The organism is Caballeronia sp. LZ019 (genome assembly GCF_031450825.1).
Classification (GTDB): domain Bacteria; phylum Pseudomonadota; class Gammaproteobacteria; order Burkholderiales; family Burkholderiaceae; genus Caballeronia.
In genome coordinates this window covers 2,042,582-2,069,505 of sequence record NZ_JARTVZ010000005.1, presented here as the reverse complement: position 1 = coordinate 2,069,505, position 26,924 = coordinate 2,042,582, and the positions used below count along the sequence as shown (strand labels likewise).

The following is a 26,924-nucleotide window of genomic DNA, read 5'->3' as shown; positions in this document are numbered from 1 at the left end:
AACTGGAGACGTTGCACCATGACTCAGACCGCCTACCGCGCGCAGTTGCTGACCTTTCGCGATGACCCCGCGCATGCCGCCGACGGCGCGGTGCACGAGGCCGATGGCCTGCTGATCGTCGAGAACGGCAAGGTGAGCGCGGCGGGCGCGTATGCGTCGCTGCGCGACAGGCTGAACGCCGACGCGTTTCTCCACACGATGCGAGACAAGCTGATCGTGCCGGGCTTCATCGACTCGCACATCCACTATCCGCAGACGGACATGATCGCGTCGCCGGCATCGGGCTTGTTGCCGTGGCTCAACACATACACGTTTCCGGTGGAACGCGGCTTCGAGAACGCCGCTGTCGCACGCGAAACGGCGAGCTTTTTCCTCGACGAACTGCTCGCGTGCGGCACGACGACGGCCTTCGTCTACTGCACCGTCCACAAGCAATCCGCCGATGCGTTCTTCGCCGAAAGCGATGCGCGCAATCTGCGCATGGTCGCGGGCAAGGTGCTGATGGATCGCAACTGCCCCGAGTTCCTGCGCGACACCGCGCAATCCGGCTATGACGACAGCGCCGAACTGATCGCGCGCTGGCATGGACATGGACGCCAGCATTACGCGTTGACGCCGCGCTTCGCGCCGACATCCACGGAAGCGCAGCTCGAAGCGTGCGGCGCGCTCGCGCAAAAGCACAACGACGTGTTCATTCAGAGCCACGTCGCCGAGAACACGGACGAGATCAAGTGGGTCGAGAGCCTCTTCCCGGGGCATCGCAGCTATCTCGACATTTACGATCACTACAACTTGCTGCGGCGGCGCGCGGTGTACGGACACTGCATCCATCTGGACGATACGGACCGTCAGCGCATGGCCGAAACCGGTGCGGTGGCGTCGCACTGCCCGACATCGAACCTCTTTCTCGGCAGCGGCCTGTTCGATTTCGAGAAAGCGGGCGCATCGAAGATGCCGGTGGCGCTGGCGACGGATGTCGGCGGCGGCACGTCGTTTTCGATGCTGCAGACGATGAACGAAGCGCACAAGGTCGCGCGGCTGACGGGACATCATCTGACCGCGACGCGCATGTTCTGGCTCGCGACGACGGGCGCGGCGCGCGTGCTCGACCTCGACGACACCATCGGCACGCTCGCGGCGGGCAGCGAAGCGGATTTCGTCGTGCTCGATCCATCCGCGACGCCGCTGCTTGCGCGGCGCACGGCGCGCGTCCAATCGCTCGAGGAACTGCTGTTCGCGTTCGCGCTGCTAGGCGACGATCGCGCGGTGTTCGAGACCTATGCGGCGGGCAAACGCGTGCATTCGCGCGACAAGCGCAAGACGGCGAGGCTCGAACTGGCAGCCTGACGCGCGCCTTCGATCCGCTTCGGTCGGGTTCGATCGGGTTCCAACCGGCTTCGCGACGGCGCGGCTCATGCACGATTCTTGCGTTGTCGTTAAAGTGCCTGAACCCCATCACGTCACTTTGCCATGACGCTCGCCGCTCGACTATTCTCGCTTGCCTGGCCGTTCGCGCTGACCGCCTTCGTCGCGCCGTCGCTCGCGCACGCGGCAGCGACAGCGACAGCGGCAGCGACAGCGACAGCGACAGCCATCGAATCGCAACTCGACTGCAAGTCGACGCCGCATGACTTCATCGCGCCGCTTCAGCAAGAAGGCCTGCTCGAAAAGAAAGCCATGCGCGTCGAGCCGAATTCGATCAACGCGTTCCGGCCGGTCAAAGGCGCGGCGCTGACCGCTTACGGCTTCAAGGTCTACGCGCTGGTGGCGTATCAGAAGGACGATCCGCTCTTCAGGCAAGGAAAGGGCGAACCGATTGGCGATGCGGCGTATGGCGCAGTCGTGTGGGGCGGCGATGACGAAGTGCAGCAGCGCGTACGCGAAGCCGGCAGCGACGCGGTGGTGCACCACGTCGCGCCGTTCATCACCGCGATCTTCTGCAAGCCCTGATCAGCGCAGCAGTTCGCCGACCGCTGCGATCAGCCGGTCCATGTCGCCCGCAGCGAGCGCGCCCATCGTCGAGATGCGGAACAGGCTCTTCGACAAACCGCCCTGCCCCGCGTAGATCACGAAGCCCCTGGCCTTGAGCGCATCGTGCAGCGTCTCGTACGTGACGCCTTCGGGCAGCCGGTACGCGCGCAACACCACCGACGATTCCTCCGCCGGCAACGCGCCTTCGATGCCGAGCGTGGCCAGCCCCGCGCGCACCTGCTCGGCGAGCGCCGCATAGCGGGCATGCCGAGCGCGCCAGCCGCCCTCGTCCTCGAACTCGCGCAGCGCTTCGACGAGCGCATAGTACGCATGCACCGACGGCGTGAACGGCGTGTTGCGCTCGTCCTGCAGCTTCGCGAGCCGCGCGATGCCGAGGTAGTACGTGCGGCTCGCGGCCTTCTCCAGCGCATCGCGCCGGACGATCACGAACGCCGCGCCGGGCACGCCGTGCAGGCACTTGTTCGCCGTCGCCGCCACCGCGACGATGCCCCCGCCGTCGAAATCGATTGCTTCCGCGCCGAAGCTGCTGACGCCGTCGACAAGCAAGCCCACGCCGCGCGCGGCGCACGCGCGCGACAGCGCATCGATGGCGTTGAGGCGGCCGGTCGTCGTCTCGTGATGGATGATCGCGACGTGCGTGAACGCCCGGGCGTCGATCATCGCGACGATCGCGTCGATGTCGGGCGCCTGCATCCACTCGTATTTCACGACTTCATGCTCGATGCCGTACTGCTTCGCAATCTGCGCGATGCGGTCGCCGTAGACGCCGTTCTCCACGATAAGCAGACGCCCGCCTTCCGGCACGATGCCCGCCACCATGCTTTCGACGGCGGCCGTGCCGGAGCCGGTCATCAGCACGGCGGTCCACTTCGCGGGATCGAGTTCATAGGCGGCGACGAGGCGCGTTCTCGCTTCGTCCTGAAGATCGAAGAACTCGGGCTCGCGATGGCACAGGTCCGTTTGCAGCAGGCTCTTGCGCACGCGCTCGGTCAGCGTGACGGGACCGGGATTGAGCAGCAGCATCAGCGTTCTCCGATGTGTCGTTGCAGGCGCGCGCGCACGTCCTCGGGCGTGATCTTCGGGCGCGGCAGGTCAGCGGGCGTGCCGGTGTCGATCGACAGCCGCGCGAAGCGTGCGCCTCGGCGGGCATCGGCTGCGGCATCGGCTTCGAACAGGCGATCGATCACGCCGATGTCGTCGCCATCGAGCGCGAGGGCGTAGCCGCACGCCGATGCGATCGACGCAAAGTCGACGCCGCGCGAGACGGTCGCCTGTCCGCCCGTCGATTCGTGCGCGCCGTTGTCGAGCAGCAGATGCAGCAGGTTCGACGGGCCATAGGCGCCGAGCGTCGCGAACGCGCCCATGCGCATCAGCGCCGCGCCGTCGCCATCGAGCGCGACCACGGTGAGGTCCGGCCGCGAGAGCGCGAGACCGAGCGCCATCGGCGTGACGCAGCCCATCGAGCCGACCAGATAGAGCTGGTTCTCGCGGTCGTCGATTGCGTACAGTTCGCGGCCGCAAAAGCCCGTCGATGCGAGCACGACGGTCGAATCCTTCGGCGTCCTCGCGATCACGCGCCGGAGCGCATCGCGGCGCGACACGCGCTCGCCATCGAAGCGCGCGACGGCGGCCGGTTCGCCAGATGCGTGCACGCCGGACAGGCCGGTCTTCTTCAGCTCATAAGGTGCGACGCTGCCCTTCTGCATCACGAGCGCATACGGACGGCCGGTGCGGTCCATGTACTCGGTCGCGCGATGGAGCGCCGGACCGATCGCATCGCTTTCGGTCGGGAACAGCTCCCACGCGATTTCCATCGTGTCGAGCATCTGCGGCGTGATCGGGCCCATCAGCGCGTGCTGCGGTTCGTCGGCGACGCCCGGCTGTCCGCGCCACGTGACGATCAGAAGCTGCGGCAGCCGGAACGTCCACGTGAGCGACGTCAGCGGGCTCACCGCATTGCCGAGGCCCGAGTTCTGCATCATCGCGATGCCGCGACGCTTGCCCGCCTCGTTTCCGGCGCCGAGCGCGACGCCGGCGATCAGCGCGACGGCGTCGCCCTCATTGGCCGCCGACACGTAATGCAGCGATTCGTCCTGCAACACGTAGTTGATGAACGGCGTGAGAAACGAGCACGGCACGCCCGCATACCAGTCGAAGCCGTGCGCGCGCGCCGCTTCGACGAACTCCGCTGCTTCAATCATGCGCGTTCTCCAATCCTTCCGAACCGATGGGCGTCTGACCGTGCGCGAAATCGCCGGCGCGGCGGAAGTCGTCGAGGTCGTTGACGCCGCGCCAGTGGCCGTGCACGTACTGCACTTCCACCTTCTCGCCCGACGCGATCAGCGCGTTGAGCAGCGCGGCCATGTCGAGAGTGTCGAAGTCGGGGCGTTGCCGAAGCTGCGAGAGCGTCGCAGTGAAACGCTCGCGCGCGCCCGCCCGCACGTTGATGAGGCCCATCCAGCGGCCTTGCGGCGCGCGGCTTTCGGTCAGCGCCTGCCCCGCGCCGACCACGCTTTCGAGCCACACTTTGTGGCCGAAAAGCGCGCGGTCGTCGGCGGTCGAGCAATAGGCGAAGTCAGTCGCGGATGCGCCCGCGTGCGGCGTCTGCGACGAATCGACGACGACGCAGAAGTCGCTTTCCGATTCGACCAGATCGCGCAGGATGTAGCTTCGGAACAGCAGGTCGCCGTAGGAGATGACCGTATCGCCGGTGATGTGCTTCGCCGCGCACGCGAGCGACGCGAGCTCGCCCGTCGATTCGTGCTGCTCGTTGACGACGAGGCGAATGCCCGACGCATCGATCGCGTCCGCGCGATATCCGCCGACCACGGTGATGTCGTTGATGCCTTCCTTCTTGAACGCTTCCGCGAGATGGCGCAGCAGAGGCTTGCCCGCGACCGGCAGCATCACCTTCGGGCGATCCGCCGTCACCGCTTCCAGGCCCGCGCCGCGGCTCGCCGCCAGCACGACCGCGCCGCGCTTTTCGTTGGCCGCCGTCAGATACAGGTTCTCGGCGGCGGAATATTCGTCCGCGTCCTGCAGCCGGAAAATTTCGTTCACCGACGCGATGCGGTCTTCCACATTGACGAGCGTCTCGCTGTCGTGGATTTCCTTGGCGATCGCCTGCATCGCGGAGACCGCGCCGCGAATCAGATGATTCGCCCAGATCACCGTGCTGATGCCCGCCTGACGGAACACGTCGGTCGGCGTGCTGTAGTACTTCGTCGGCACGATCACGAGCGGACCGCGCCCGGCCCATTCGCGGGCGAACGTGAGGATTTCGTCGGGCTTCGAGAGCTTGCTGTGAATGAGGATCGCGTCCGCGCCCGCCTGGCGATACGCCTCGGCGCGCTTCAGCGCCTCTTCCATCCCCCAGCCGGCGATCAGCGCTTCCACACGCGCGACGATGGAAAAGTTGGGATCGCTCTGCGAATCCTTGCCGGCCTTGATCTTGCCGCAGAATTCGTCGATGTCGGCGAGCGGCTGCGCTTCGCCGTTGATGAAGCTGTTGGTCTTCGGAAACTGCTTGTCTTCGATGCACACGCCCGCGATGCCGCGCTGCTCCAGCTTCTTTACCAGCCGGCGCACGTTGTTGAAGTTGCCGTAGCCGGTGTCGCCGTCGAGCAGGATCGGCAGATCGCTCGCGTCCGCCATGAATTCGAGGTTATCGACGACCTGCGTCCAGCTCGCCTCGTTGTTGTCGCGCACGCCGAACTGCGCGGAAATGGAAAGGCCCGAGCCCCAGATCGCCTTGAAGCCCGCTTCCTTCGCAATGCGCGCGGAAATGCCGTTGTGCGCTTCCATCAGGAATTCGAGGCGATTGCTCGTGAGCATCTCGCGCAGGCGCATCGTGCGCGAATAGCCAACCGGGATAGTGCGTGGTGCGTTCATTGTCGAATTGCTCCTCTTGTCCTTTTAGCCTGCGAACTGACGCAGCGGATGCAGTTGCGGCAGAACTTCATCGGCCGCGCGCTTCACGTCGTTCGGAAAGTCGATCTCGATCCACGGTGCGCCGGTGACATCGGCGATATCGAACACGTGGCGTTTTTCTAGCAGAAGGTCGCGCACCGCTTCTTCGTGCGGCAGCTTCGCGCGGCCCGTCTGCACGTAGTCCGCAACGATATCGGCGAGACGCGCGGCCGTCTTTTCGTCGAAGCGAAAGAAGCCGACCGATTCGCCGATGGTGTCGTACTTGAGGCCCGCCGCCACCTGCTTGCGCAGCTCGACCGGCACGCCGTTCTCGACGCACAGCTTCACCGGCTCGTCGCCGGCTTCGAAATCGCGGTCGATCAACAGACGGTTCACCGAGCCGCCCGCCACGAGCGGCTCGACGATGCGCTCATCGTAGAGCACGTCCGCGTCCATCAGCAGCACGTCGCCGCCGCGCGTCATCGCATCGCGCGCCGTGTGGACGGACAGCACGCTGCCGAGCGTGTACTCGTCGTTCACGATGGTCGAAGTCCGCGGCTTCCAGTCGATGCCCGCGAGTTCCGCATCGATCTGCTCGTGCTTGTAGCCCGTCACGAAGACGATTTCGTCGACGCCCGCGTTCTTCAGAAAATGCAGATGGCGTTCGAGCAGCGAGGCATCGCCCGAACCGTCGCCCATGTTGTCCTTGAAGCGCAGCAGACACTTCGGTTTTTGCTGGCCGTCGGGCTGACCGAGACGCGAGCCCATCCCGGCCGCAAGAATGATTGCGCGCATGCTTGTGTTTCTCTTCGAGGGTGATCAGTCGATGTCCGGCACGCGCGCAAGACGGCGGCGCTGCCAGCCCTTCTCAACGAAATGCAAATAGACGATGCCCGGCACGCCGAGCAGCAGTTCCCGCGCGCGCTTGGCGAGCGACAGCGCGAGCGCCGCTTCGGGCGGCAGGCCGACGAGCCGCGCGAGCAGCAGATAGCCGCCCTCCTGCACGCCGAGCGAGCCGGGAATCATGAAGGCCGCGCCGCGAATCGCCTGGCCGAGGCTTTCGAGCAGCAGCGCTTCGGTCAGCCCGACCGGATGGCCGAGCACGTTCAGCGCAAGCCACACTTCGCCGGTGCCGACGATCCATCCGATGAGGCTCAGGCCGAAGCTCGCGGCGACCTTGCCGCGCTCGCGATAGAGCGCGTGCACGGCGGTGTCCACCGCTTCGGCGCGGGAAACCAGCGACGACCAGTCGCGCTTCTTCGAGAAGCGCGCCGCGATGCCGGAGACGAAGCGCATCGCGCGGCCGAAGAGGCCCCGCCGTTGCGCGAGATAGAAGCCGAAAATGAGCGCGCCGATCACGGCGACGACCGCCAGCACTGCGATCGACACGACGGTCGACGATCCGCCCGCCGCGTGATCCGTGAGCAGCACGACGCCGACGAGCGCGAAGATCAGTTGGCCGACCGTCTGCATCGTCGTGCTGACCGTAATGACGGCGGCGGCGTCGCGCGCACGCATGCCGCGCTGCGAGAGATGGCGGACCATCAGCATCGGCCCGCCGATCTGGCCTGCGGGCATCAGGCTATTGACCGATTCGCCCGCCCAGCGCGCGAGCAGCGCATCGCGCAGGGAGACATCGCGTTGCTTGCCTGAGAAGAGCACGCTGATCGCGCCGGCATCGAGCATGAGCGGCACGAAGTGAAAGGCCGCGACCGCGACGAGACCCCAGCCCGCTGCGGCGAGCGTTGACGCCACCGAACCGAAGCCCTGCCAGCCGAGCAGCGCGATGAACAACACCACGCCGACCGACAGCATGAACGTTCCGGCGCGGCTCATGCCTGTCCGTTCTTGCCGCCCTTGCGGCGAAAGACCTGCCGGAAGCCGAAGTAGGCGATCGAATCCTTCATGTTCGAAATGAAGCGCTGGAACGGCCGCATGTTCGGATTCGTCACGTATTCGAACGTGAGCGACACGCGCATTTCGTTCTCGCCGAGCGGCGTGACGCGATGGCGCAGCTTGTCGCCGTCGAAGAACACCAGCGCGCCCGGCGGATACTGCACCGAGCCGGGCTCGGGCGTCGCGTTCGGCGTGCGCGTGTGCAGTTCGTAGTCGAGGCGGCAGGAAGAATGGTCGACGACGCCGAGCAGCATCGTGTAGCGGCGGCCGTTGTAGTACGAGGTATCGTAGTGCCAGCCGATGTGATCGCCCGGACGCGTGTAGAAATACAGCGCGTAGGCGTGCGGGTCGTCTTCGGGCGAGAGCTGCAGCTTGTCGCCGCTGATGGCTTCGAGCCACTTGATGAGCGCCTCGGACCGGTACAGGTCCGCGATGAACGGCGCGAGCTTGTCGAGCGTGTGGCGGCTCACGCTGCCGCCCGCCTTGTGACCCGGCAGATAGTTGCGGTTCACGGCCGGCGTCACGTCGTGAACGGCGGCGATCAGGCGTTCGGTGTATTCGCGCGGCAGGAAGTCGTCGAGATAGAGGAAGGAGCCCTGCTTCTCGTAGTCCGCATGCAGCTTGGGCGTCTGCAGCCCCGCGAGCCGGGCGTTCAGCGTGGCGTCGATTTCGTCCCGCGTGGGACGGCCGGCGTGCGTTGCATGCTGTTCGTGTTGCAGGTTGTTGACCGGGGTTGCCGTATCGCTCATCTCACCGCCTGGAAATCGTTGCCGTCCTTCGCCTGCGCAGCTTGTGTGGCCTGTGCGGCCTGTGCGTTGGCATGCACGCTTCTCACGACCCGCCGATAGTCCACCGCGACATACACCGCGAACAGCGGCGCGCCGATGCATGCGGCGATCAGGAACGGCGTCATGCCGTTGAGGATCGTCACGACCGGCAGCAGGTACAGCACGTCTTCGGTCTCGAAGCCGCCCATCGAAGCCTGCCTCGTGCCGGACTTGCCGACCATCGACTCGACGCGCATGCGCAAGAAGAAAATGATCGCGACCGCAACGCCCGCGACGCCGCCGAGCCACTGCGCCGCCGCAGCCATCGACGGATGATGCTCCGCCACATAGAAACCGATGCCGACAAACAGCAGCACGGTAATGAGCGCGTCGGACGCGAGGTCGTAAAAGTGCCCGATTTTACTCGACTGGCCGCTGATGCGCGCGAGCTCGCCATCGGTGTGATCGACGAAATTGGACAGCGCGATCAGCAACGCGCCGAGCGTGCAGAGCCAGAAATCGCCGAGGGAAAGGCAGTACGCTCCCGCGAGGCCGATAACAAGGCGCAGCGTCGTCAGATGGTTCGGCGTGACGGGCGTGCCGACGAGCGGCGTGACCAGCGCGCGGGCGAGCCGCGCGTCCCACGTGGAGGGCTTCGGAACGGTTTTGGGGTCGGGCGGACACGGTTTAGTCATGACCGCGAATATATCGCTAATCGGGCCGCACTGCATGGGTGCGGGCTGCCGCCGGCGACTGCGAACGCCCCGTTCCGTCAGGGTTCGCCGGGTTTCACCCAGCCCGTTTCACTCGACGTTTTTGGCCGCAGCGCCGCCGGCGTTCGAGCCGACCGACGCCGCCGTTTCGTTACCGACGCCGCCGCTCTGATCCACGGGCAGCGTCACCGTGCGCACGGTGCCGTTGCCGAGCGGGAAATCGGCGAGCGCGCTGCGGGCGAGATAGGGCATCGCGTGAAAGAGCGACGCATCGCCGGTCGAATTGACCGCGCTCACCTTGTAGACCTCGCGGCCCGTCGTGCGGTCGGTCATGCGAATCTGCAGCGCGTGGATAAAGACCGGATAGCTCTGGTCGACATAGCCCGTCGGTCCCCACGGACCGTACGGCCCCATGCCGCCCCACGGTCCCCAGAACGGGCGGCCGTAGTAGCCGTACATCGGCCACGGATCGTAATAGACGGGCTGACGCACGGTCAGCAGATCGCCGCGCACCGAATACGCGAGCGCCACTTCATAATGCGCGCTTCCTTCAGGCGCGTGCTTGAACGCATATCTCGCCAGCTCGTTCGCGACGAGCACTTCGTAGGTTGCCTGTTCGATGCTGTTCTGCTGCTCGGGCGTGCGCGCGAACGCGTAGGTGCGGTTCGCGTCGCTGCCGGACCAGTCCGAGAAGGCGGTCACGCGAGTCTGAACGTAGCTCGTGCAGCCCGCGAGCCACAGCGCGCCCAGTAGGCAGACGGCGCGAACAAGCGTCCGGGGAAACTTCGGGAGATTCATGGTCTTCCTCACTTGGTCAACTGCCCTTCTTAGTTATAGATAGCACTTGCCAGCCTTGCCGGCTCGCATCGGACTCACGACGTCCAGCCGTTTTGTACAATGGTTCGACCCGCCGCGCCCGCATTCGTGCCGTACCGCTGTGCGACCGCGCCGCCATTCCACCTACACGATCCTGCCATGTCCAACACCGCACCGACCGCATCCGCTGTTATCCGCCGCGAGGACTACACGCCGCCCGCGTTTCTTATCGATTCGGTCGCGCTCGAGTTCGATCTCGTGCCGTCGCGCACGGTCGTGAAGAACACCATGCGCCTGCGCCGCAATCCGGACGCCGCGGGCGAAGCGCCCCGTCTGGAACTGATGGGCGAGCAGCTCGAATTCGTGAGCGCATCGATCGATGGCCAGCCGCACGCCGACGCCCACGTGACCGACCACGGACTGTCGATCGGCGATATTCCCGGCGACGCGTTCGAACTCGTCATCGAAAGCATCTGCAATCCGGCCGAGAACACGACGCTGTCCGGGCTATATGTGTCGAGCGGCAACTTCTTCACGCAATGCGAGGCGGAAGGATTCCGGCGCATCACTTATTTTCTCGACCGCCCGGACGTGATGGCCACCTACACCGTCACGCTGCGCGCCGACAAGTCGGCGTATCCGGTGCTGCTGTCGAACGGCAATCTGCTCGAAGAAGGCGATCTGCCCGATGGCCGTCACTTCGCCAAATGGGAAGACCCGTTCAAGAAGCCGAGCTATCTGTTCGCACTCGTCGCGGGCAAGCTCGTCTGCCTCGAAGAGCGCATCGAATCGAGTTCGGGCAAGGAGAAGCTGCTGCAGGTCTGGGTCGAACCGCAGGATCTCGACAAGACGCGTCACGCGATGGATTCGCTCATCCACTCCATCCGCTGGGACGAAAAGCGCTTCGGGCTTGAACTGGATCTGGACCGCTTCATGATCGTGGCGGTGAGCGACTTCAACATGGGCGCGATGGAGAACAAGGGCCTCAACATCTTCAATACGAAGTACGTGCTGGCGAATCCGGAGACGGCGACCGACATCGACTTTTCGAACATCGAGGCCGTGGTCGGCCACGAGTATTTCCATAACTGGACGGGCAACCGCGTGACCTGCCGCGACTGGTTCCAGTTGAGCCTGAAGGAAGGGCTGACGGTGTTCCGCGACCAGGAATTCTCCGCCGACATGGCCGCCGGCGATGTCGAAGGCGCGGCGAGCGCGGCCGCCCGCGCGACCAAGCGCATCGAAGACGTGCGCGTGCTGCGGCAGATGCAGTTCGCCGAGGACGCCGGCCCGATGGCCCACCCGGTGCGCCCGGAAAGCTATGTCGAGATCAACAACTTCTACACGATGACCGTCTACGAGAAAGGCTCGGAAGTCGTGCGGATGTACCAGACGCTTTTCGGCCGCGACGGCTTTCGGCGCGGCATGGACCTCTACTTTCAGCGCCACGACGGCCAGGCCGTGACCTGCGACGATTTCCGCCGCGCGATGGCCGACGCCAACAAGCGCGACCTCGCGCAGTACGAGCGCTGGTACAGCCAGGCCGGCACGCCGCGCGTGACGGTGCGCGCATCGTACGACGCCGCCGCGAAGCGCTACACGCTGACGCTTGCGCAAGGTTACGGCGAGACGTCGGAGGCGGCGCGGGCGACCCAGAAGGGACCGCTGCTGATTCCGTTCTCGGTCGGTCTCATCGGGGCGAACGGCGCGGATCTGCCGCTGCGGCTCGACGGCGAGCCGCAGCCGGGCGGCACCACTCGCGTGCTCGAACTCACGGAGCGCGAACAGTCGTTCACGTTCGTCGATGTGAACGAGCCGCCGCTGCCGTCGCTGCTGCGCAATTTCTCGGCGCCGGTCATCGTCGATTTCGATTACACCAATGAACAGCTCGCGTTCCTGCTCGCGCACGACAGCGATCCGTTCAACCGCTGGGAAGCCGGTCAGCGGCTCGCGACGCGCGAGTTGCTCGCGCTGGCGGGACGCGCGGCGAAGGGTGAGACGCTATCTCTCGACGATGAAACCATCGCCGCGTTCGCCCGCGTGCTCGACGACACGACGCTCACGCCCGCATTCCGCGAGCTCGCGCTGATGCTGCCGTCGGAGAGCTATCTGGCCGAGCAGATGAGCGTGTCCGACCCGGCCGCTGTGCATGCGGCGCGCGTGTTCATGAGCCGGCAACTGGCGTCGCGCCTGCGCGACAAGTGGCTCGCGCTCTACGAGGCGAACCGGACGCCGGGCGAATATCGGCCGACGCCCGAAGACGCCGGCAAGCGCGGCCTGAAGAATCTGGCCCTCGCCTATCTGAGCCAGCTGGACGATCCGCGTGACGGCGGTAAGCTCGCGCAGAAACAGTACGACGACGCCAACAACATGACCGATCGCTCGGCGGCGCTTTCCGCGCTGCTGCTGGCGAGCGCGACGGCAGGCGCGAGCGCGACGGTCGCCGATGCCGCGCTCGAAGACTTCTATCGCCGCTTCGAGAAGGAGCCGCTCGTCATCGACAAGTGGTTCGCGCTGCAGGCGACGCAGCGCGGCGGGGCGGATCGCAAGGTGATCGATATCGTGCGCGAGCTGATGCAGCATCCGGCGTTCAACATCAAGAATCCGAATCGCGCGCGCTCGCTCATTTTCAGCTTCTGCAGCGGCAATCCCGCCCAGTTCCATGCCGTCGACGGTTCCGGCTACGCGTTCTGGGCCGAACAGGTGATCGCGCTCGATGCGCTCAATCCGCAAGTCGCCGCGCGTCTCGCGCGCGGACTCGAAATGTGGCGACGCTTCACGCCGCAGCTTCGCGAGAAGATGCATGCGGCGTTGACCGAAGTGGCGTCGAAGGTGAAGTCACGCGACGTACGGGAAGTCGTGGAGAAAGCACTGGCGTCCTGAGCGTTGCTAGCAGCCTGAACGGCCGCCGCGCGAGCATTCGCGCGACGGCCGTTCTCGCTTATGGCGGGCATCGGCGGGCGCTGTCATAAGGAATGACCGAATCGAGCGGTTACAATCGTGAACATTCGTCTAAACGCTCACGGAGCTCCGCATGTCCTCCATCTCCAGCCGTACCACGCTGACCAAGTATCTGATCGAGCAGCAGCGTGAACATCAAAACCTGCCGGCCGACCTGCGTCTGTTGATCGAAGTCGTCGCGCGCGCTTGCAAGCAGATCGGCTACCAGGTCAGCAAGGGCGCGCTCGGCGACGCGCTCGGCTCGGCGGGCAGCGAAAACGTCCAGGGCGAAGTGCAGAAGAAGCTGGACGTGCTCTCGAACGAGATTCTGCTCGAAGCCAACGAATGGGGCGGGAACCTGGCCGCCATGGCGTCGGAAGAGATGGAAAAGATCTTCCCGATCCCGAACCGCTATCCGAAGGGCAATTACCTGCTGACCTTCGATCCGCTCGATGGCTCGTCGAATATCGATGTCAACGTATCCATCGGCACGATCTTCTCCGTGTTGCGCTGCCCCGACGGCGCGGAGCCGACCGAAGCTGCGTTCATGCAGCCGGGCTCGGCGCAGGTGGCCGCCGGCTATGCGGTCTACGGTCCGCAGACGGTGCTCGTGCTGACCACCGGCAACGGCGTGAACTGCTTCACGCTCGACCGCGAACTGGGCTCGTGGGTGCTGACGCAGCGCGATATGCAGGTGCCGGCCGAAACACGCGAATACGCGATCAACGCGTCGAACAGCCGCCACTGGTACGAGCCGGTGCAGCGCTACATTGGCGAGTTGAACGAGGGCAAGGACGGCCCGCGCGGCGCGGACTTCAACATGCGCTGGATCGCATCGATGGTCGCGGACGTGCATCGCATCCTGACTCGCGGCGGCATCTTCATGTACCCCGCCGATCGTCGCGATCCATCGAAGCCCGGCAAGCTGCGTCTGATGTACGAGGCAAACCCGATGGCGTTCATCGTCGAACAGGCTGGCGGCGCGGCGACGAATGGCGAGCAACGCATCCTCGATATCGTTCCGACGAGCCTGCATCAGCGCGTGCCGGTCTTCCTCGGCTCGAAGAACGAAGTCGAGCGCGTGACCGGCTACCATCTCGAAAAGAAAATTTGATTCAGGCTATTGCCAAAACGAGAAGGTGCTCGCTATAATCTTGTTTCTCTGATGCCGGAATAGCTCAGACGGTAGAGCAGCGCATTCGTAATGCGAAGGTCGGGGGTTCGATTCCTCTTTCCGGCACCACAAGATTCAGCATCAAACAAAAACCCGCGTTCACGCAAGTGACGCGGGTTTTTGCTTTGCGTTCGCGGTTCGGCGCGACTCATCCGACTCCCTGGCTCGGCGCACACAGCGGATCTCGCTGTCGCGCTGTTCCGTTTTGGCGTGCCTTGACCGCGCCGGCTAATTCGCGCGTTATGTGCGGTTTCATACAGGAGCGACCCATTTTCCGCTCCGCAGCATGAGTCGTCAACGATGGTTTCCCGGTATCGTTATACCTATAGAGGAAAGGCTAGAGTTGGAAGCGTGCGGCAGGCGTCGTCGGCAAGGACAGACGCCACGCGCCTTGGCGGGCGGGGTCGTGCGACCGGAATGCGAAGCAGGGCATCGCGCGCAAATTACCGAAGGACTCACGAAAGATCATGCCGGGTCCGACGCGCCGCTCAAGTCAGGCAGCGACGATTCCGATAACGCATAAACACAAGGAAGTGGTATTGGATTAGTAAGGATGCGATTCACGCGAACGGTCGCATCCGCAGCAACGCAACAGTTGACGTCACCCGAGGAGAGAACCATGGACGCGAAACCGACGAAGATCCCGACGCCCGATAAAGTGTATTCGCCGGACCCGGAGCCGGTGGCGGTCGAGTTTCTCGCGACCGAGTTGCCGGAGCACGTGCGCGCGTTCTTCGACGAACAGCGCAAGATGGCGTCGTCGAAATAACGGCGGCGAATCTCATCGCCCTGTCGTCGACGTGATCCTGACGCCCTTGCGCGTGGCGCACCCGGACTCCGAAGTCCGCATACGGCTCGACGCCGGCGGGCGTCGCGCGCCCTCGAATATCGTCGATCGTCGCTGGCCGGCGCGCGTCCGTTTCGCCGGCTGAAGTCGCTGCGCTATGCTGGCGGTTTCGCCAGCTTCCGCCCATCACCGATGCGCCGACCTTCCCTTCTTCGTTCCCTTCACGCGATAACCGCCGCTTCGGCGCTCTTCCTCGCCTTCGTCACGCCCGCGCACGCCGACGGCGACGACACCGCGTTCACGAATCTCATCGCACTGGTTTCGCAACGGCTGGCTTTGGCCGAACCGGTCGCGCGCTGGAAATGGGCGAAGCACGAGCCGATTACCGACGAACCGCGTGAGGCGGCGTTATTGAAACAGGTCGAACAGCGGGCACTCGCCGCGCAAGTGGACCCCGAATTCGCGCAACAGTTCTTCCGCGATCAGATCGACGCCAGCAAGGACGTGCAAAACGCCCTCTTCGCCAGCTGGCGCGCGGTGCGGGCCGCGCCGGAAGGCACGCCGCCCGATCTCGCCCGTGATACGCGGCCGAAACTGGATCAGCTCACGCGGTCGCTGCTGAGCGCACTGGCGCGCATCGAGCCGATTCGTCATGCCGACGACTGCCCGCTTCGCCTCGCCGACAGCGTCGCGCGCTGGAAGCATCTGACGCGCTATGAGTCGTCGATGAACGCGCCGCTTTCGCGCGCGTTGTCACATGTGTGTGCGACCGGCGGTGTGGGCGCGGTTGGTTGAACCGACCGGCGTCGGATTGCGCGACGCTACGCTACGTTACGTTGACGAGCGCATCGAGCGCGAGCGGTGTGACGGCGAGTCCCCGCGAAAGGCGCTCGGCAAGAATCCGGTAGGTTGCCAGGTCGAATGCCTGCGGCGTGGCGGCCACGCATAACGCCCGCGCTTCGGTCAACGTGCCGGCCGTCCCGAGATACTGCCATTTGTCGACGACATGCCACGCGCGCGCGCCCGTTAACGCGTCGCGCTCCTCGATCGCGATCGCGCCCGCATGCAGCCACGGCGCGCCGCGCGCATCGCCGGTGCGCGACTTCGAAACGCGATTCAGCGACGGACGCAGCGTTGCAATCATCTGCGCTTCGGCAAGCATCGCGCCGATTTCACCGCCCGTCGCCTTCCATTCGACACGCCGTACGAGCGCGGCGAGGCGCATGTCCTTCGCGGATCGCCGCGGCCCCGTCAGATGGGAGCGCACGCGCTGACGCAGCCGCACGCTGCGGCCGACGTAGAGCGGCAGGTCATCGTCGCCATAGAACATATAGACGCCGCAGCCCGCCGGGATACGCTCGATCGTGTCTTCGTCGATATGCGCCGCGAGCTGGAACCGTCGCGTGACGCGCTCGACATGCGCGCGCAGCACGTCTTGCGGATGCGCGCCATGAAGATGCTGCCAGAACTGCCATAGCAGATCGGCGTCTGCGAGCGCCCGATGCCGCGCCGAAGGCAACAGCGCATGACGTTCGACGAGCGCATCGAGGCCATGGCGGGTCTCTCGCGGATAGATCGCACGCGAAAGCTGAACGGTACAGAGCACATCCGGCGAGAAACGCATGCCGATACGCCTGAACTCGCCCTTCAGGAATCCGTGGTCGAAGTGCGCGTTGTGCGCGATGAAGAGCCGTCCGCTCATCCGCTCCATCAGGCCGGAGGCGAGTTGCTCGAAGGTGGGCGCGTCGCGGACCATCGAATCGTCGATGCCGGTGAGCTGGCGGATGAACGCGGGAATCGGCCTGCCGGGATTGACGAGCGATGTCCATTGCGACACGCCTTGCGGCCCCGCCTCGACAATGCCGATTTCCGTGATGCGGTCGACGCCCAGCGTGCCGCCCGTGGTTTCGAGATCGACGAAAACGATCGGTTCGGCGGGCAGTGCGGATTGGGGCAATGAGTCGGGAAGCATCGTGGGACGGCTGGGTTGAGGCGGATCGAAGATCGCGATGACGATCGGATCGTGCATTCTAACGTACGGCGTTTTCCCGCAGCGATGGAGTGTGGGAAAACGCATTGACATCGGCAAATTGTACTTTTGCTAATATCGATTTGCGCATTGGTTAGTAGTTTCACTGATTTACGGTCTGCGAGACCTCGGCTTCGCGCATTCGTTATCCATTCGACAGCACAGAAGATAATCAGCAATTGAGGATAACCCGGTTGTCGCAGCCGCCTACGTTGCGGACGATTTATCACCACCCGTATTTTGGTTGTGGTAGTGCAGTCCGACGGAAAGTGACGACAAACCCGCCCGGCGGCCGGCCCCGTCGGACGGAGCGCCCAGCCTGCCGGGCGATCCAAGGCGGCGGCTCTCTTGAACACGCTAAACTTTTTGTGCGCTTTCCGCATGGACTCTTTTAACCTCCACGCGATTATTTAGTTTCCAGCCGTATTAATCCGTTAATGCCGACCGGATTCATAGCTATGAAAATGCACAGGACACGGATTCTGAATGAATCCACTACATCGCTCCGCCTTTATTCGCGCAATTGCTGTGTGTATTTATGACCCACTCGTCAACTCATTTTATAAGCAGCGTTAATTCGAACCGGAAAGGCACGATCGAGTTCGTCAGCAAAACTTACTGCCATGGCGGAGCCAACGGACATTCTGTAGCGGACTATCGGGCGAGCGTTTTCACACGGCTACCCGGCGCTCCGCACAGGCCCACGGAACATGGCCTAGAGCCCTCCCGGCCCATGCCGGCGCGACCGCGAAAAAAAAGCGCGACCGGGAAGTCGCGCTGACAAAGTTTGGAGATCTTTTCCGTCAACGAAAAAGTCTGCTTCGGAAAGCAGAAACGGCAGTATAGCCATACGCCACGCATGAATTACAGTCGGAACGCACAAACGTCTGTTTCATTACCATCAACAATCATCACTTCGGCATTTTCCCATTGCGAATGCCCCGGTTTCATGTAGCACTTGCGCAACGCTGTCTTGTTGACACCCACGCCCTTACGACTTTATTCGCTTATAAACCCTTGTGTATAAAGGAGAAAACGCCGTCGGGCGATCATTGCTGATTGCAGAATGATTTATTGCGGATTCTGGAACATCCGCTTTGTAACGCCGTCTTTACACTTCGTCTGGTCCGGAAACAAATGTGTCGCACCTTCGGACGCATTGCTCCGGTGGCCGCGCCTCTCGCAGCGCGCCGCACGGAGGTTTCCTCAAAGCCTGGGACCCTTAGGCCCAAACTGCTCTCGGAGTTACAAAGATGAAAAAGACTCTCATGGTCGCTGCCCTGTCGGGCGTTTTCGCTACCGCTGCCCACGCGCAAAGCAGCGTCACGCTGTACGGCCTGATCGATGCGGGCATCACCTACACGAACAACAACGTGACGACGGTCGGCGGCCCTGGCCATAGCAACTGGAAGGCGACGAGCGGCTCGGTCAACGGCAGCCGTTGGGGCCTGCGTGGTTCTGAAGACCTGGGTGGCGGTCTGAAGGCGATCTTCACGTTGGAGAACGGCTTCAACATCATGAACGGCACGAACGGCCAGGGCGGTCGTGAGTTCGGCCGTCAGGCTTTCGTCGGTCTGTCGAGCAACCAGTTCGGCGCGATCACGCTTGGCCGTCAGTATGACTCCGTGGTCGACTTCCTCGGGCCTCTGGCGCTGACGGGTACGCAATACGGCGGCACGCAGTTCGCCCACCCGTTCGACAACGACAACCTGGACAACACGTTCCGCGTCAACAACTCGGTCAAGTACACGAGCGCTAACTACGCTGGCTTCAAGTTCGGCGCACAGTATGGCTTCTCGAACGCAGCCGGCGGTTTCTCGAACAACCGTGAATACAGCGCAGGCGTGTCGTACAACTACGGTCCGTTGAACATCGCCGGTGCGTACATGCAGCTGAACAACGGCAACAATCCGCTGCAAGCAGGCGGCGCAGTTGCTGGCGACGCTCCGTTCGTCGCAGGCCGTCAGCGCGTGTTCGGCGGCGGCATCAACTACGCGTTCGGTCCGGCGACGGTCGGTTTCGTGTTCACGCAGACGATGCTGGACAACGCTACGCAAATCAGCGCGGTCGGCACGCAGACGGGCTCGCCCTTCAACCTGTCGAACGGCCACGTTCGCTTCACGAACTACGAAGTCAACGGCCGTTACAACCTGACGCCGGCTTTGTCGCTCGCTGCGAACTACACGTACACGAACAGCCGCATCGACGGTATCGCCCCGAAGTGGCATCAGGTCGACCTGCAAACGGCGTACGCGCTGTCGAAGCGTACCGACGTGTACCTGCAGGGCGAGTACCAGCACGTGACCGGCCTGGACGGCTCGGATCTGGGCGCGACGATCAACGGCGTCGGTATGTCGTCGTCGTCGAACCAGGTTTCGGCAACGGTTGGCGTTCGTCACCGCTTCTAAGCCGTATCCGCAGCACAGTTGTGAAAAAGCCGCTCTTCGGAGCGGCTTTTTTTCGTTCTGCGTTTCCGGTTCGGTTTCAGCGCGGATAACGCACGTCGAGAATATCGATCTGCTGAACGCCTGCGGGCGTGTGCAGCGGCACCGTATCGCCGATCCTGGCCTTGAGCAGCGCACGCGCGACCGGCGAGATCCAGCTGACGTGGCCGCGATCGAGATCGACCTCGTCGATACCGACGATCGTCACCGTATGCACGATTCCGTCGTCGCCCGCGTAGTCGACCGTCGCGCCAAAGAACACCTGGTCGACGTTTTCCTGCTTGCGCGCATCCACGACTTCCGCGAGGTCGAGGCGCTTGGTCAGGAAGCGGATGCGGCGGTCGATTTCACGCAGACGGCGCTTGCCGTAGATGTAATCGCCATTCTCCGAACGATCGCCGTTGGACGCCGCCCAGGACACGAGCCTGACGACTTCGGGACGTTCGGTATCGAGGAGCTGCAGCAACTCGCTGCGCAGCCTCTCATGCCCTGCCGGCGTGATGTAGTTCTTGGCGCCGGCCGGGACATCGGGCTGGTTCAGTTCGAGGTCGTCGTCGCTCTCGTCCGATTCTTTGACAAATGCCTTGTTCATCGTACCAACCAGTTTCAGTATTCTGCGGATGGGTTCAGACCATCAACTTACCACGCCCCAAGGGGCGAAGCGCGATCGGACCTGACTGCGCGATGGTGGCGGCAGCGGTCGAATGCAAACGATGCGTCGATCTTTCGGTCGAAAACTCTTCCTTTTTGAAAAAGGCTTCGCTATAATTCCGCTTCTGCGTGCGGCTGTAGCTCAGTTGGATAGAGTACTTGGCTACGAACCAAGGGGTCGTGGGTTCGAATCCTGCCAGCCGCGCCACTCATTCCGGTGTTTTCGTTTGGAACGAAGGCATCGAGCGCTTAACCACAAGCGCGTCGAAGTAACATAGCAGTACCGTTTTGCGTGCGGCTGTAGCTCAGTTGGATAGAGTACTTGGCTACGAACCAAGGGGTCGTGGGTTCGAATCCTGCCAGCCGCGCCATTTTTCGAAGGGCCTTCCATACGGAAGGCCCTTTTCGTTTGGCGCGGCGCAAATCGAGTGAGGCACCCAACGGCAGAGCACTCCACGGCAGCGCCAAGCGCTGTGCCGGATGAATGAGCCGCTCACCACTAAGTGGAGTGCGCGGTGCCACAGTGGCTAATCGCACCTAACCCGTACTGCCTATGCGGCCGACACTTAAGCGATTGCCGCTGCTAGGGCAAGTGCGATCGCGCCGGGCATGCTGCGGGCGGTGTGAAAGCTCCTTTCTTTGCATGGGACCAGCGTAAGGCGCCAAAGCGCCAACTCTGGCCGACAGCGAAGAAAATCGGCCCCGCCTCGGCGAGGCGCAGCCTAATAAACCGACACGAAGCAAGCGCCGCGGGGCCGCGCCGCAAGGCACAAGAAAAAACTCAAGGCCGCGGCGCCGACCTGACATCGCCGATCCGCCCTTCAGGCACGGGGACATCCCCCGTCGTACTGACAGCACTTTGCTCACCAATAGATTCGGCCTGAGTTCCAAGCAACGTCTGGGGATGCCGTAGATAAACATCCTCGACGGACTCACCGAAAGCGTGCCGCACGAACGCCCGCAGCAGCGCGATGCGCAACGACGGTCCCCGCCCCTCCACCGGCTGCCCATCCGCACCGAAGGTCACGGTACATTGCACTTCGCCCCGCCCGTGATCGCTCATCTCGAGCCGGCAGGCGCGCTCGAGGACGACAGAAGCCGCCTCCCAGGAAGTCGACGGCAAGAACCGCCCGTCCCATGCCTTCCCGCGATCATTGCCGCGAATGGAAAGCGTCTCCCCACTATCGGTGAAGTAGATTTCTCGGATGAAGTCATGCAGCCCTCGCGCGACCCAGTAGTCGAGCGTGGCGCCTTCGAGATCGGATGTATTCATTGCGGCGCTTCCCATGCTTTCAGTCGAATGACAATGACAAAAGGCATGCACGCCGCGTTCCCGCGCCGCTCAGTAGTCGGCGCGTTCGCGGTCGACACGCATGCCGCCGTCCTGATTGCGATGATGCGGCTCGTCGCTCGGACGCTCCCGCGCGATGCGCATCACGTCGTGGTTGGTGCGCACGCGGCGCATCACGTTGGCGAGGTGCACGCGGTCGCTCACCTGGATCACGAAACGCAGCAGCTTCGCTTCCTGCGAGACGTCTTCGTCCATCGCGATATGGACGATGTTCGCGTCCGCCGACGTGATGTCCGCCGCGACGCGAGCAAACACGCCCTTGGTGTTCCTGACGAGCACCTTGACGGCGACATCGAACAGGCGGCCCGGCTGCGGCGCCCACGCGACGTCGATCCAGCGGCCCGGATCGCGCCGATGAATGCGTTGGGCGACGCGGCATTCGGTCGTGTGAATCGCCATGCCGAGCCCGATGCCGATATAGCCCATGATGTTGTCGCCGGGAATCGGACGGCAGCACGGCGACAACTGCACCGACATGCCTTCCGTGCCCGTGATCACCACCGGCGGCGCGGTGTTCGTATGGTGATGCTCGCGATGCGGATGCTCGTCATCATCGGCGATGCCGTTCATCAAGACTTCGATGCGCTTCGCCATCACCGCCGCGACGCGCCGGCCGAGACCGATGTCCGCGAAAATTTCCTGGCGAGTCTTGTTGCCGGTCCACTGCACGAGCTTTTCCCACACTTCCGGCGTGACTTCGGAGAGCGCGAGGCCATAGCCCTTCAGACTTTGATCGACGAGCCGCTCGCCAAGTTGCACCGACTCGTTCAGGCGCATCGTCTTGAGATAGTGACGAATGGCCGAGCGCGCCTTTCCGGTGCGTACGAAACCGAGCCACGCCGGATTCGGCTTCGAATACGGCGCGGTGATCACTTCGACGATATCGCCGCTCTTCAGCTCCGTGCGCAGCGGCAGAAGCTCGTTGTTGATCTTCACCGCGACGCACTGGTTGCCCAGGTCGCTGTGGATCGAATACGCGAAGTCGAGCGCGGTCGCGCCGCGCGGCAGCGGCATGATCTTCGACTTCGGCGTGAAAACGTAGACCGCGTCCGGGAACAGATCGATCTTGACGTGTTCGAGGAATTCGCTCGAATCGCCGGCTTCGCTCTGAATGTCGAGCAGCGACTTCAACCACTGATGCGCGCGCTTCTGCACATCGTTGAGATCCGCGCCGCCGTTTTTGTAAAGCCAGTGCGCCGCGACGCCCGCTTCGGCGATTTCATGCATCTTGCGGGTGCGAATCTGAAACTCGATGGGCGCGCCGAACGGCCCGACGAGCGTCGTGTGCAACGACTGATAGCCGTTGACCTTCGGAATCGCGATGTAATCCTTGAACTTGCCCGGCACGGGCTTGTAGAGCGCATGCAACGCGCCGATGCATGTGTAGCACTCCAGCGCGCTTTCGACGACGACGCGAAAGCCGTAGACGTCCAGCACCTGCGAGAACGACAACTGCTTGTCGCGCATCTTCTTGTAGATGCTGTAGATGGTCTTTTCGCGGCCGGTGACTTCCGCGCAAATCTTTGCATCCGCGATGGTGCGCTGCACCGCTTCGAGAATCTTGCCGACCACTTCGCGCCGGTTGCCGCGCGCCGCCTTCACCGCTTTTTCGAGCGTGGCGTAGCGGTTCGGATTGAAGTTCGCGAAGCTCAGGTCCTGCAGTTCGCGATAGGTATTGTTGAGACCGAGCCGATGTGCAATCGGCGCGTAGATGTCCAGCGTTTCGCGCGCCACGCGCCGCCGCTTTTCCGGCGGCACCGCACCGAGGGTGCGCATGTTGTGCAGCCGGTCCGCGAGCTTGACGAGAATCACGCGGACGTCGCGCGCCATCGCGAGCAACATCTTGCGGAAGTTTTCCGCCTGCGCTTCCTCGCGATTGCGGAACTCCATCTTGTCGAGCTTCGACAAGCCGTCGACCAGTTCCGCGACTTTCGCGCCGAAGCGCTCCGCGATTTCGGTCTTGGTCACGCCCTGGTCTTCGATCACGTCGTGCAGGAGCGCCGCCATGATCGATTGTGCATCCAGCTTCCAGCCCGCGCAGATTTCGGCGACCGCCACCGGATGCGTGATGTACGGCTCGCCGCTCTGGCGATACTGCCCGAGATGCGCTTCGTCGCTGAAATGGAACGCCGCCTTGACTTCCTTGATCTCGTCGGCCGAGATATAGCTCGCGAGCGCGTTCGTCAGGTTCGCGATGGAAACGACATCGTGCTTGCGCGGCTGCTCGGGCGTCGCGGTCGGGCCGAACAGGTGGCGAAACGACTGTTCGAGGACCGCATCGATGTACTTGCGCGCGGCGTGCGGCTTGTCGGCGTCGAGAAGCGCGTCCTGATCGATCTCGGGATCGGTCTGGGTCTCGATCTCGGGGTCCACTGACGCGGAGACGGGCAACGGTGTCTGACTCAAGTTCGCCTCCGTGTTCGTGTGACGCGCCGCTTGACGATCTGTCGCGCCGGTTGCAGGAAATGAAACGCGTGTGATGCGATAAGACGTTGAAGCCGGACGTTGAAGCCGGCGGCCCTTAGACGGGCACCTTCTTCAGCATTTCGACGCCGACTTGCCCCGCTGCGATTTCGCGCAGCGCGACGACGGTCGGCTTGTCGCGGCTTTCGATCTTCGGGGTGTGACCTTGCGCCAGCTGGCGCGCACGATACGTTGCCGCGAGCGCCAGCTCGAAGCGATTCGGAATTTGTTTCAGGCAGTCTTCGACGGTAATGCGGGCCATGTTTGTTTCCTTCTCAATATGAGTTTTATTCTACCTTATGTGACCGATACGCCCCGGCCACGGCTCGCGTCACGACGCGTGCGAGGGATGAATGCCGAGGTCGACGAAAAGCTGCGTATGACGCGCGTATTGAGACGTGAAGCGCAGGCGCGTCGCCGTGACGAGGCATTGCAGTTCGGTGAGCGCGCGATCGAAGTTCTCGTTGATGACCACATACTCCGCCTCCGATGCATGCGCCATCTCGCTGCCCGCCGCGAGCAGGCGTCGCACGATCACTTTTTCGGAGTCCTGTCCGCGCTTCTTGAGCCGGTCTTCGAGCGCATCGAGCGACGGCGGCAGAATGAAAATCTCCACCGCGTTCCGGAACTGCTTCTTGACCTGTTGCGCGCCCTGCCAGTCGATTTCGAGCAGCACGTCGTGGCCCATCTTCATCTGGTCTTCGATCCACAGGCGCGAGGTCGCGTAGTAATTGCCGTGGACCTCGGCGCTCTCGAGGAACTCGCCCTTGTCGTGCCGTTCCATGAAGTCTTCGACCGACACGAAGTGATATTGCACGCCGTTGGTTTCCATCGGACGCGGATCGCGCGTGGTGTACGACACCGACAGGCGAATGGCCGGGTCCTGGGCGAGCAGCGCGTTGACGAGCGTGGACTTGCCCGCGCCCGACGGCGCGACCACCATGAACAGGTTGCCGGGATAGACGCCCGTATAGTTGCTATGCGAGCGATGTGTGGTGTTCGGCATGATGTTGCGTTACTCCAGATTCTGTACTTGTTCGCGCATCTGTTCGATGAGCAGCTTGAGCGTCATCGATGCATCCGCGAGTTCCTTCGCGGCCGCCTTGGAGCCGAGCGTGTTCGCTTCGCGATTGAGCTCCTGCATCATGAAGTCGAGCCGCTTGCCGACCTTGCCGCCCTTCTGCAGCACGTGGCGCGTTTCGGCGAGGTGCGCGGTCAGCCGCTGCAACTCTTCGGCGATGTCGATACGAATGCCGTACATCGTCACCTCCTGACGGATGCGCTCGGCAATCTCTTCGCGCGGCACGCTCGTCGTCGCGGCGTTCTCGGCAGTCGCGATGCCGAGCGCATCCTGCAATCGCTCGACGATCTTCTGCTGATGCTTGGCGATGAGTTCCGGCACGAGCGGCGTGATGCGCGCGACGATCGCTTCCATTTCCGTCACGTTGCTGACGAGCACGTTGCCAAGCGCCGCGCCTTCACGCGCGCGCACGTCGATGAGATCGGCGATGGCCTGCTTGCCGCACGCGAGCACCGCTTCGCGCAGCGTTTCCGGCGACACCGAGCTTTCCGCCAGCACGCCCGGCCAGCGAAGAATCTCGCCGGTGCGCATGCGCTCCGCATCGGGGAAAACGTCGAGCACCGCGCGCTCGAGCGTCGCGAGTTGCGTGAGCGCATCGCGATTGAGCGCGCCCGCGTTCGCCGTCTGCTCGACGCGATTCAGGTTGATGCGAATATCGACCTTGCCGCGCGAGAGCTTCGTCATCAGCATTTCGCGCAGTTGCGGTTCCGTCGCGCGCACGTCTTCGGGCATGCGGAAATTCAGGTCGAGAAAGCGCGAATTCACCGTGCGCAATTCGACCGATACGCCGACGCCCGAACCGCCCGCGCCATTGGGTCCCGCGCCATTCGCGACGACTTCCCGCGTCGCGCTGGCATAGCCTGTCATGCTGTAGATCATGGTCCGTCCCGCGATGTGAGCCTTGCTTGCGAAGGCCGGTTCAACGAAACGCCCGGCGTGTCTGAAGGTGCATTGGGATGGGCACGCGCGTGCCGCCGGGCGATGAATCGGCATTATCCCATTTTTGCCGCGCGGGCCGCCCGGAAAGGCGCGCCCGAAACATCCGATCCCCGCCGCGCCCGGCAACGCCACCCGTTGAATGACGATAAAATTGCTTCACCCGGCGCGCTCGGATTCGAAGCCGCGCCTGACCTCTCTTACTGCGGATCACCATGACCGACTCTCCCCTGCTGAAGCCTTCCATTCCACGTCCGAGCGGCCGTCGCGACAATCAGTTGCGCGATGTTCGCATCACGCGGCATTACACAAAGCACGCGGAAGGATCGGTGCTCGTCGAGTTCGGCGATACCAAGGTGATCTGCACGGCGAGCATCGCCGAGCGCGTGCCTGCGTTTCTGAGCGGACGCGAGCAAGGCTGGCTGACCGCGGAATACGGCATGCTGCCGCGCGCGACGCACACGCGCAGCGACCGCGAAGCCGCGCGTGGCAAGCAGACGGGCCGCACGCAGGAAATCCAGCGTTTGATCGGCCGCGCGCTGCGCTCGGTGTTCGACCTGAACGCGCTCGGCCCGCGCACGCTGCATATCGATTGCGACGTGATCCAGGCGGACGGCGGCACGCGCACGGCGAGCATCACCGGCGCGTTCGTCGCCGCGCACGATGCGGCAACGAAGCTGCTGGCAAGCGGGCGCATCGCGCAATCGCCGGTGAAGGACTTCGTCGCTGCGATTTCGGTCGGCATCTTCGATGGATCGCCGGTGCTCGATCTCGACTACGAAGAAGACTCGCAATGCGATACCGACATGAACGTCGTGATGACGGGCGCAGGCGGTTTCGTCGAGGTGCAGGGCACGGCGGAAGGCGCGCCGTTCTCGCGTGACGAAATGAACGCGCTGCTCGATCTCGCGGATAGCGGAATCAGGGCGCTGATCGCGAAGCAGAAGGCCGCGCTGGAGATCGAAGGTGTCTGAT

23 protein-coding genes and 3 tRNA genes are annotated in these 26,924 nt (G+C 63.6%); 11 read left to right on the top strand and 15 right to left on the bottom strand.

The genetic code is table 11. From position 1 onward, the window contains the following. The first annotated feature begins 18 nt into the window (after positions 1-18). Both guaD and P9255_RS23115 read left to right on the top strand, forming a co-directional pair. Positions 19-1,347 (top strand): guanine deaminase, encoded by a 1,329-nt coding sequence (gene guaD, locus P9255_RS23120; protein WP_309763036.1) that lies wholly within the window; start codon positions 19-21, stop codon positions 1,345-1,347. A 123-nt stretch (positions 1,348-1,470) separates the two neighbouring features. After that, on the top strand, positions 1,471-1,950 hold the full coding sequence (locus P9255_RS23115) for a hypothetical protein (RefSeq protein WP_309790475.1): 480 nt from the start codon (positions 1,471-1,473) through the stop codon (positions 1,948-1,950). Here the strand turns inward: P9255_RS23115 and P9255_RS23110 are convergent, their stop codons facing one another. The 8 genes from P9255_RS23110 to P9255_RS23075 form a co-directional block, all read right to left on the bottom strand. Continuing rightward, complete coding sequence (locus P9255_RS23110) at positions 1,951-3,015, bottom strand: 2-aminoethylphosphonate aminotransferase (RefSeq protein ID WP_309763038.1); 1,065 nt, start codon at positions 3,013-3,015, stop codon at positions 1,951-1,953. Then, complete coding sequence (gene aepY, locus P9255_RS23105) at positions 3,015-4,193, bottom strand: phosphonopyruvate decarboxylase (RefSeq protein WP_309763039.1); 1,179 nt, start codon at positions 4,191-4,193, stop codon at positions 3,015-3,017. Before aepY ends, P9255_RS23110 begins: the two co-directional genes overlap by 1 nt. Then, positions 4,186-5,883, bottom strand: coding sequence for a phosphoenolpyruvate mutase (gene aepX, locus P9255_RS23100; RefSeq protein ID WP_309763040.1), 1,698 nt, complete (start codon positions 5,881-5,883; stop codon positions 4,186-4,188). Before aepX ends, aepY begins: the two co-directional genes overlap by 8 nt. A gap of 24 nt (positions 5,884-5,907) precedes the next feature. Then, entirely contained in the window at positions 5,908-6,696 is a 789-nt protein-coding gene (locus P9255_RS23095; RefSeq protein ID WP_309763041.1) for a phosphocholine cytidylyltransferase family protein, read from the bottom strand. A gap of 24 nt (positions 6,697-6,720) precedes the next feature. After that, the gene (locus tag P9255_RS23090; RefSeq protein WP_309763042.1) at positions 6,721-7,737 is read right to left on the bottom strand and encodes a flippase-like domain-containing protein; all 1,017 of its coding nucleotides are present in this window, start codon (positions 7,735-7,737) and stop codon (positions 6,721-6,723) included. Then, positions 7,734-8,546 carry a 2OG-Fe(II) oxygenase gene (locus P9255_RS23085; RefSeq protein ID WP_309763043.1) on the bottom strand — a complete coding sequence of 271 codons (813 nt, stop codon included), beginning with the start codon at positions 8,544-8,546 and terminating at the stop codon, positions 7,734-7,736. Before P9255_RS23085 ends, P9255_RS23090 begins: the two co-directional genes overlap by 4 nt. Next, on the bottom strand, positions 8,543-9,259 hold the full coding sequence (locus P9255_RS23080; protein ID WP_309763044.1) for a CDP-alcohol phosphatidyltransferase family protein: 717 nt from the start codon (positions 9,257-9,259) through the stop codon (positions 8,543-8,545). The genes P9255_RS23085 and P9255_RS23080 overlap by 4 nt, the downstream gene beginning before the upstream one ends. A gap of 108 nt (positions 9,260-9,367) precedes the next feature. After that, on the bottom strand, positions 9,368-10,075 hold the full coding sequence (locus P9255_RS23075) for a DUF4136 domain-containing protein (RefSeq protein WP_309763045.1): 708 nt from the start codon (positions 10,073-10,075) through the stop codon (positions 9,368-9,370). A 177-nt stretch (positions 10,076-10,252) separates the two neighbouring features. Here P9255_RS23075 and pepN point away from each other — a divergent pair, with 177 nt between their 5' ends. From pepN to P9255_RS23050, 5 genes are all read left to right on the top strand, one after another. Further along, positions 10,253-12,976: an aminopeptidase N gene (gene pepN / locus P9255_RS23070; RefSeq protein ID WP_309763046.1), complete on the top strand. Its 2,724-nt coding sequence runs from the start codon at positions 10,253-10,255 to the stop codon at positions 12,974-12,976. Between the two features lie 151 nt (positions 12,977-13,127). Further along, positions 13,128-14,147 (top strand): class 1 fructose-bisphosphatase, encoded by a 1,020-nt coding sequence (locus tag P9255_RS23065; protein ID WP_309763047.1) that lies wholly within the window; start codon positions 13,128-13,130, stop codon positions 14,145-14,147. Positions 14,148-14,200: 53 nt separating this feature from the next. Next, positions 14,201-14,276: transfer RNA gene (locus P9255_RS23060), tRNA-Thr, on the top strand. Positions 14,277-14,826: 550 nt separating this feature from the next. Then, a complete protein-coding gene (locus P9255_RS23055) occupies positions 14,827-14,976 on the top strand; it encodes a hypothetical protein (RefSeq protein ID WP_309763048.1) in 150 nt (49 codons plus the stop codon). A gap of 210 nt (positions 14,977-15,186) precedes the next feature. Then, entirely contained in the window at positions 15,187-15,789 is a 603-nt protein-coding gene (locus tag P9255_RS23050) for a chorismate mutase (RefSeq protein WP_309763049.1), read from the top strand. A 31-nt stretch (positions 15,790-15,820) separates the two neighbouring features. Here P9255_RS23050 and P9255_RS23045 read toward each other — a convergent pair whose 3' ends face one another. Beyond that, the gene (locus P9255_RS23045) at positions 15,821-16,966 is read right to left on the bottom strand and encodes an exonuclease domain-containing protein (protein ID WP_309790792.1); all 1,146 of its coding nucleotides are present in this window, start codon (positions 16,964-16,966) and stop codon (positions 15,821-15,823) included. Positions 16,967-18,276: 1,310 nt separating this feature from the next. Here P9255_RS23045 and P9255_RS23040 point away from each other — a divergent pair. Further along, a complete protein-coding gene (locus P9255_RS23040; protein WP_309763050.1) occupies positions 18,277-19,431 on the top strand; it encodes a porin in 1,155 nt (384 codons plus the stop codon). A gap of 76 nt (positions 19,432-19,507) precedes the next feature. On the opposite strand, the gene greB is transcribed toward P9255_RS23040, so the two are convergent. Beyond that, complete coding sequence (greB, locus tag P9255_RS23035; RefSeq protein WP_309763051.1) at positions 19,508-20,059, bottom strand: transcription elongation factor GreB; 552 nt, start codon at positions 20,057-20,059, stop codon at positions 19,508-19,510. A 190-nt stretch (positions 20,060-20,249) separates the two neighbouring features. On the opposite strand from greB, the gene P9255_RS23030 reads away from it, so the two are divergent. Both P9255_RS23030 and P9255_RS23025 read left to right on the top strand, forming a co-directional pair. Further along, positions 20,250-20,326: transfer RNA gene (locus P9255_RS23030), tRNA-Arg, on the top strand. An 86-nt stretch (positions 20,327-20,412) separates the two neighbouring features. Further along, positions 20,413-20,489: transfer RNA gene (locus P9255_RS23025), tRNA-Arg, on the top strand. A gap of 410 nt (positions 20,490-20,899) precedes the next feature. Here the strand turns inward: P9255_RS23025 and P9255_RS23020 are convergent. The 5 genes from P9255_RS23020 to P9255_RS23000 all read right to left on the bottom strand — a co-directional run bounded on the left by P9255_RS23020 (position 20,900) and on the right by P9255_RS23000 (position 25,892). Next, positions 20,900-21,391, bottom strand: a complete 492-nt coding sequence (locus P9255_RS23020) for a phage protein NinX family protein (protein ID WP_309763052.1) — start codon at positions 21,389-21,391, stop codon at positions 20,900-20,902. 69 nt (positions 21,392-21,460) lie between these two features. Beyond that, positions 21,461-23,806, bottom strand: coding sequence for a RelA/SpoT family protein (locus P9255_RS23015; protein WP_404980450.1), 2,346 nt, complete (start codon positions 23,804-23,806; stop codon positions 21,461-21,463). Positions 23,807-23,990: 184 nt separating this feature from the next. Next, complete coding sequence (rpoZ, locus tag P9255_RS23010; RefSeq protein ID WP_006025620.1) at positions 23,991-24,194, bottom strand: DNA-directed RNA polymerase subunit omega; 204 nt, start codon at positions 24,192-24,194, stop codon at positions 23,991-23,993. A gap of 69 nt (positions 24,195-24,263) precedes the next feature. Beyond that, complete coding sequence (gene gmk, locus P9255_RS23005; RefSeq protein WP_309763053.1) at positions 24,264-24,938, bottom strand: guanylate kinase; 675 nt, start codon at positions 24,936-24,938, stop codon at positions 24,264-24,266. 9 nt (positions 24,939-24,947) lie between these two features. Beyond that, the gene (locus P9255_RS23000; protein ID WP_309763054.1) at positions 24,948-25,892 is read right to left on the bottom strand and encodes a YicC/YloC family endoribonuclease; all 945 of its coding nucleotides are present in this window, start codon (positions 25,890-25,892) and stop codon (positions 24,948-24,950) included. Between the two features lie 290 nt (positions 25,893-26,182). Between P9255_RS23000 and rph the strand changes: the two genes are divergently transcribed. Further along, on the top strand, positions 26,183-26,923 hold the full coding sequence (gene rph / locus P9255_RS22995) for a ribonuclease PH (protein ID WP_309765322.1): 741 nt from the start codon (positions 26,183-26,185) through the stop codon (positions 26,921-26,923). The last annotated feature ends 1 nt before the right edge of the window (position 26,924 follow it).

Excerpts from the sequence above, each read along its gene's own strand:
- guaD (WP_309763036.1), top strand. The coding sequence starts at position 19 with ATGACTCAGACCGCCTACCGCGCGCAGTTGCTGACCTTTCGCGATGAC.
- P9255_RS23115 (WP_309790475.1), top strand. The coding sequence starts at position 1,471 with ATGACGCTCGCCGCTCGACTATTCTCGCTTGCCTGGCCGTTCGCGCTG.
- P9255_RS23110 (WP_309763038.1), bottom strand. The coding sequence starts at position 3,015 with ATGCTGCTGCTCAATCCCGGTCCCGTCACGCTGACCGAGCGCGTGCGC.
- aepY (WP_309763039.1), bottom strand. The coding sequence starts at position 4,193 with ATGATTGAAGCAGCGGAGTTCGTCGAAGCGGCGCGCGCGCACGGCTTC.
- aepX (WP_309763040.1), bottom strand. The coding sequence starts at position 5,883 with ATGAACGCACCACGCACTATCCCGGTTGGCTATTCGCGCACGATGCGC.
- P9255_RS23095 (WP_309763041.1), bottom strand. The coding sequence starts at position 6,696 with ATGCGCGCAATCATTCTTGCGGCCGGGATGGGCTCGCGTCTCGGTCAG.
- P9255_RS23090 (WP_309763042.1), bottom strand. The coding sequence starts at position 7,737 with ATGAGCCGCGCCGGAACGTTCATGCTGTCGGTCGGCGTGGTGTTGTTC.
- P9255_RS23085 (WP_309763043.1), bottom strand. The coding sequence starts at position 8,546 with ATGAGCGATACGGCAACCCCGGTCAACAACCTGCAACACGAACAGCAT.
- P9255_RS23080 (WP_309763044.1), bottom strand. The coding sequence starts at position 9,259 with ATGACTAAACCGTGTCCGCCCGACCCCAAAACCGTTCCGAAGCCCTCC.
- P9255_RS23075 (WP_309763045.1), bottom strand. The coding sequence starts at position 10,075 with ATGAATCTCCCGAAGTTTCCCCGGACGCTTGTTCGCGCCGTCTGCCTA.
- pepN (WP_309763046.1), top strand. The coding sequence starts at position 10,253 with ATGTCCAACACCGCACCGACCGCATCCGCTGTTATCCGCCGCGAGGAC.
- P9255_RS23065 (WP_309763047.1), top strand. The coding sequence starts at position 13,128 with ATGTCCTCCATCTCCAGCCGTACCACGCTGACCAAGTATCTGATCGAG.
- P9255_RS23055 (WP_309763048.1), top strand. The coding sequence starts at position 14,827 with ATGGACGCGAAACCGACGAAGATCCCGACGCCCGATAAAGTGTATTCG.
- P9255_RS23050 (WP_309763049.1), top strand. The coding sequence starts at position 15,187 with ATGCGCCGACCTTCCCTTCTTCGTTCCCTTCACGCGATAACCGCCGCT.
- P9255_RS23045 (WP_309790792.1), bottom strand. The coding sequence starts at position 16,966 with ATGCTTCCCGACTCATTGCCCCAATCCGCACTGCCCGCCGAACCGATC.
- P9255_RS23040 (WP_309763050.1), top strand. The coding sequence starts at position 18,277 with ATGAAAAAGACTCTCATGGTCGCTGCCCTGTCGGGCGTTTTCGCTACC.
- greB (WP_309763051.1), bottom strand. The coding sequence starts at position 20,059 with ATGAACAAGGCATTTGTCAAAGAATCGGACGAGAGCGACGACGACCTC.
- P9255_RS23020 (WP_309763052.1), bottom strand. The coding sequence starts at position 21,391 with ATGAATACATCCGATCTCGAAGGCGCCACGCTCGACTACTGGGTCGCG.
- rpoZ (WP_006025620.1), bottom strand. The coding sequence starts at position 24,194 with ATGGCCCGCATTACCGTCGAAGACTGCCTGAAACAAATTCCGAATCGC.
- gmk (WP_309763053.1), bottom strand. The coding sequence starts at position 24,938 with ATGCCGAACACCACACATCGCTCGCATAGCAACTATACGGGCGTCTAT.
- P9255_RS23000 (WP_309763054.1), bottom strand. The coding sequence starts at position 25,892 with ATGATCTACAGCATGACAGGCTATGCCAGCGCGACGCGGGAAGTCGTC.